Origin of the sequence: Streptomyces sp. SID3343, from assembly GCF_009865215.1 — a bacterium.
GTDB lineage: Bacteria > Actinomycetota > Actinomycetes > Streptomycetales > Streptomycetaceae > Embleya.
The window spans coordinates 1-4,157 of the sequence record NZ_WWJX01000426.1 but is presented as its reverse complement, the minus strand read 5'-3'; the positions used below and the strand labels follow the sequence as shown (position 1 = coordinate 4,157).

The window sequence follows — 4,157 nt, the reverse complement described above, 5'->3', positions numbered from 1 at the left end:
CCGCGACCCGGTCGCTGCGGGCGTTGCGGCGTCGCGCCGCCGAGCTGGATCCCGACGGCGGCAACTACGATGCGGTACACGTGCCTTCGGGAGTGGTCGAGGTCGACGAACTCGGCCGCACCCTCGACGCCGTCCTGGGCCGCTACGCCGCGCAGACCGCGCGCACTCGCGAGGCCCTCGACACGGCCCGCTCGTTCGCGGCCACCGTGGACCACGAACTGCGCGGCCCGCTCACCGGGATGCGCACCGACCTGGACGTGCTGGCCACCTATCCCGAGTTGCCCACCGACGACCGCGCCGACGTGCTTGCGGACCTGGCGGTCGGGCATGATCGCATTCTGGCCGTGCTGAGCGCGTTGCGCGCCCTCGCGCAGGGCGATCTGGTCGACCCGGCCTCCTTTGCCCCGGTCGAGCTGAGCGAGTTGGCGCACGCGGCGCGGCGGGACGCGGTGGCGGTACGGCCGGGCGCCGACATCCGGGTGGAGGCGCCGTGCGACGTGGTCGTGCACGGGCTCGCGCCGGGGTTGCGGTTGCTCGTGGACAACCTGATCACCAACGCCCTGGTACACGGGGCAGGCCCGGTCCGGGTCGTGGTCGCGCCGGGCATCGATTGCGGCGTGGTGCGCGTGGAGGACGACGGTCCCGGGATCGCCCCACCCGCGCGTGACGTGGTGTTCGACCGGTTCCATCGCGGCGCGGACAGCCCCGGTGCCGGGCTGGGGCTCACCCTGGTCGCGCAGCAGGTCGCGCTGCACGGCGGCCGGGTCGCGGTGGGCGTACCGTCCTCGGGCACCGGTACCCGGGTCGAGGTGATCCTGCCGTTGCGCGCGTTCCCGCGCCCGGGCGGCGGCCGTGACTGGCTGTCGGCCGGCGGATCGGAAACCCGAACGCCGGAGCCGGCGGCCAACTCACAGGATTCCCACAAGGAAGGCCCCTAGCTTCCACGTACGTCGTGCCCGTCCGGGGTGGGACGGGCCCGGCTCGGGAAGGCCGACGATGAACACATACGGCGCGCGTCGTGGCGCGGTTCTCGCGGCCTTCGTGACTTTCGGGGCGCTGTTCGCGGCGCCGTCCGCAAACGCGGGCGGGCTGCCCGGTGGCGGCGGCCACCGGGCGCCCGCCCTGTGTAAGCGGGTTCCGCAGCTCGACGCGCGGATCGACAAGGCACTGACCCGGCTCGACGGCGACGAGAGCGTCAACGGCTCGATCGCACGGGTTCGACAACGCATCGCGCGGGCCGAGCACAACGGCCGGCCGGAGATCGGGACTTACCTACAGGACGTGCTGGCGAGGCGTCAGGGTCTCGTTCCGCAATTGCGGCAGGGCAAGACCGACCTCGCGCGAGTCGCGGCGTGGTGCAAGGCGCGGCCGCCGAGCACGACGCAGTGAGCCGGGGGTTCGCCGTTCCGGGTGCGGCGGCGGGCGTCCTGCTCGCGGTGGTGGCGGCGATCGTGGTGCTCACGGCGTGCGGCGGGGGTGGGGAAGCCGGCCCGCACGACGTGCGCATCGCGACACCCGCCACCACCGCTGCCCCGGCAGCCCCGGCGGGCCCGGCGGATCTCGCGTCGATCGTCGCGGGAGCGGAGAGCGTCGTCATCCGCGCGGACGCGGAAGTGCCGGACCCGGAGACGCCGGACCCGGTGGCGACCGAACCGTAGGCCACGTGAACACCCGCGGAACGACGGCCGCGACCACGGTGCCTCGAGCGGTCACCGTCCCCGAATACGGTGTGGGATGCGCGGATCACGGAGGGGGCGACCCGGGCATCCCACACCGACGGCGCCGACGCCACCGGCCGGCTCGCCCCCGGCGCCCGCGCCCGGCCTCACAGTTGCAGGTAACGCAACACCGCCATCACCCGACGATGGTCGGTGTCGGACGGCGGCAGATCCAGCTTGGTGAAGATGTTGCCGACGTGCTTCTCCACCGCGCGCTCGGTCACCACGAGCTTCTTGGCGATGGCCGCGTTGGTTCGGCCCTCCGCCATCAGTCCGAGCACTTCGGTCTCGCGTGGGGTGAGCGTGGTCAGGCCGCCGCTGCGCAGGCCCGCCCCGAACAACTGGGTGACGACCTCGGGGTCGAGCGCGGTACCGCCCGCCGCGACCCGCTCCAGCGCGTCGGTGAAGTCCCGCGTGTCCACGACGCGTTCCTTGAGCAGATAGCCCACCCCGGCCGCGTTGCCAGCGAGCAACTGTGCGGCGTATCGGGTCTCGATGTACTGCGAGAAGACCAGCACGCCGACCCCGGGGTGCTGCCGACGGATGTCGATCGCGGCCCGCAGCCCCTCGTCGGTGTGCGTGGGTGGCATCCGGATGTCCACCACGCACACGTCGGGCTCGTGCTCCGCCACCGCCACCCGCAGCGCGTCGGCGTCGGCGACGGCGGCCGCGACCTCGTGGTCACGGTCGAGGAGCAGTTGGACCAGGCCGTCCCGCAGAATCGCGGCGTCCTCGGCAATCACGATGCGCATGGGGACGATCGTCCCACGACCGACGACCGCCCTCGGACCGGCTCCGCGCAGGCCCGGGACACCGTCGCGTCCTCACCCGGTCATCCACCCGTGGGCAGTTCCACCGTCACCTCGGTCGGGCCACCGAGCGGGCTGACGATCCGCAGTACGCCGTCCACCGTGCGCACCCGCTCGACGAGACCGGCCAGCCCACTGCCCTTGCCCACGCTCGCGCCGCCGCGGCCGTCGTCGGTGACGCTCAGCCGCAGCAGGCCGCCCCGGACCGATACGGCGACCCGGGCCCGGGTCGCGCCGGAGTGGTGGGCCACGTTGGTGAGCAGTTCGGCGGAGCAGAAGTAAGCGATGGCCTCGATCGAGACGGGCGGCCTGGTCGCGATGTCGGTGGTGACGTCCACCGGGACCGCGCTGCACGCGGCGAGCGTCGCGAGCGCGGCGTCCAGCCCCTGGTCCAGGACCGGTGGGTGGATGCCGCGAGCGAGGTCGCGCAGTTCGACGATGGCCTCGCGGGCGTTGCCCAGCGCGGTGTCCACGAGGGTACGGGCCCGGTCGACGTCCATCGGGCGCTCGGTGTCCTCGGTGTCGAGCTTCTCCTTCGCCATGCTCAGGTTCATCGCGAGCGCGACCAGGCGGGCCTGGGCGCCGTCGTGCAGGTCACGTTCGATGCGGCGCAGTGTCGCGGTGGAGTCGTCGACGGCGTGGGCCCGGGTCTCCTCCAGGTCGGCGACCCGCTGTGAGGTCTTGGTCGGGCCGAGCAGCGCGGGGATCAGCAGGCGGTCGACGGCGACGAGGGCGCGGACGATCCACGGCGCGATCAGCAGGATCAGCACACCGGCCGCGCAGACCATGAGCTGGCGGGGCCACGTGTCCATGTAGTAGTTGTCGCCGAACTGCATGAGCGAGCGGTGTTCGACGCCGTGCACGTCGGTGGTGCGGGGGTCGAAAACGACGAGGACCAGGGGGTAGGCGAGCGAGATCACCCCGTAGGACCAAGCCATCGCCGTGGCCACGAGCGTGACGCTCGCGAGCGGGAAACCGATCAGGATGTACAGGATCGCCCGCCATCCCTCGGCGTTGCCCAGGCACGCGCCGAGCCGGCCGAGGAGGCCGGCGTGGGGCCGGAACCGGCGCAGTGGCGCGACCTCGACTCCGAGCATCCCGCGGGCGAGGCCCTTGTGCAGGCCGCCCCACCAGCGGGCGCCCATGACCAGCAGGGCGATCACCGGCAGGCCGATCAGGGTGACGGTCAGCAGCGCGCCCGTCATGGCCAGCGCGAGCATCAACACGAAGCCGACCGACGCGAGCGGGAATCCGACGATCGCGTAGCCGGTCTCGGCCCACGTTCGTCTCGTGAACGGGGTCTTCAGGAACGTACGCATGACGGGCATCCTCGGGGCGGCGAAGTCGTCGGGACAAACGTGGGCAGGGTCTACATGCTGGTGGGTTCGGCCGGCGCCCGCGAGGGTGACACCCCCCGACCTCACGGTTCGGCTAACCCCACCTCGTCGCGGCGGATCTCGCCGGGTCGGGCCCCGGGGGGAGCGGCGGTGGGAGCCCTCTCCGGCCCACCCATCGCCGGGCCGCACTCCGGGTGACGCGAAGCCGAGAACGGGGCCGCACCGGGCACGCGCCGGCGGGGAGGTGCCCGACCTCCCGGCCGCCGCCGGCTGATGCGCGGGGTCAGCGCGAC

The 4,157-nt window shown here is 73.0% G+C and carries 5 protein-coding genes; 3 read left to right on the top strand and 2 right to left on the bottom strand.

The window, feature by feature from the left end; all coding sequences use genetic code 11:
- From GT354_RS14000 to GT354_RS13990, 3 genes are all read left to right on the top strand, one after another.
- The coding region (locus GT354_RS14000) for a HAMP domain-containing sensor histidine kinase (RefSeq protein WP_161356638.1) at positions 1-938 on the top strand (938 nt) is incomplete at its 5' end.
- Between the two features lie 58 nt (positions 939-996).
- Positions 997-1,389, top strand: coding sequence for a hypothetical protein (locus GT354_RS13995; RefSeq protein ID WP_161356637.1), 393 nt, complete (start codon positions 997-999; stop codon positions 1,387-1,389).
- A complete protein-coding gene (locus GT354_RS13990) occupies positions 1,386-1,658 on the top strand; it encodes a hypothetical protein (RefSeq protein ID WP_161356636.1) in 273 nt (90 codons plus the stop codon). The genes GT354_RS13995 and GT354_RS13990 overlap by 4 nt, the downstream gene beginning before the upstream one ends.
- Before the next feature lie 167 nt (positions 1,659-1,825).
- Here GT354_RS13990 and GT354_RS13985 read toward each other — a convergent pair whose 3' ends face one another.
- Positions 1,826-2,470 (bottom strand): response regulator transcription factor, encoded by a 645-nt coding sequence (locus GT354_RS13985; protein ID WP_161356635.1) that lies wholly within the window; start codon positions 2,468-2,470, stop codon positions 1,826-1,828.
- Between the two features lie 80 nt (positions 2,471-2,550).
- Entirely contained in the window at positions 2,551-3,846 is a 1,296-nt protein-coding gene (locus tag GT354_RS13980; protein ID WP_237534812.1) for a sensor histidine kinase, read from the bottom strand.
- Positions 3,847-4,157: the final 311 nt, after the last annotated feature.

Coding starts and splice junctions, on each gene's coding strand:
- GT354_RS13995 (WP_161356637.1), top strand. CDS start 997: ATGAACACATACGGCGCGCGTCGTGGCGCGGTTCTCGCGGCCTTCGTG.
- GT354_RS13985 (WP_161356635.1), bottom strand. CDS start 2,470: ATGCGCATCGTGATTGCCGAGGACGCCGCGATTCTGCGGGACGGCCTG.
- GT354_RS13980 (WP_237534812.1), bottom strand. CDS start 3,846: ATGCGTACGTTCCTGAAGACCCCGTTCACGAGACGAACGTGGGCCGAG.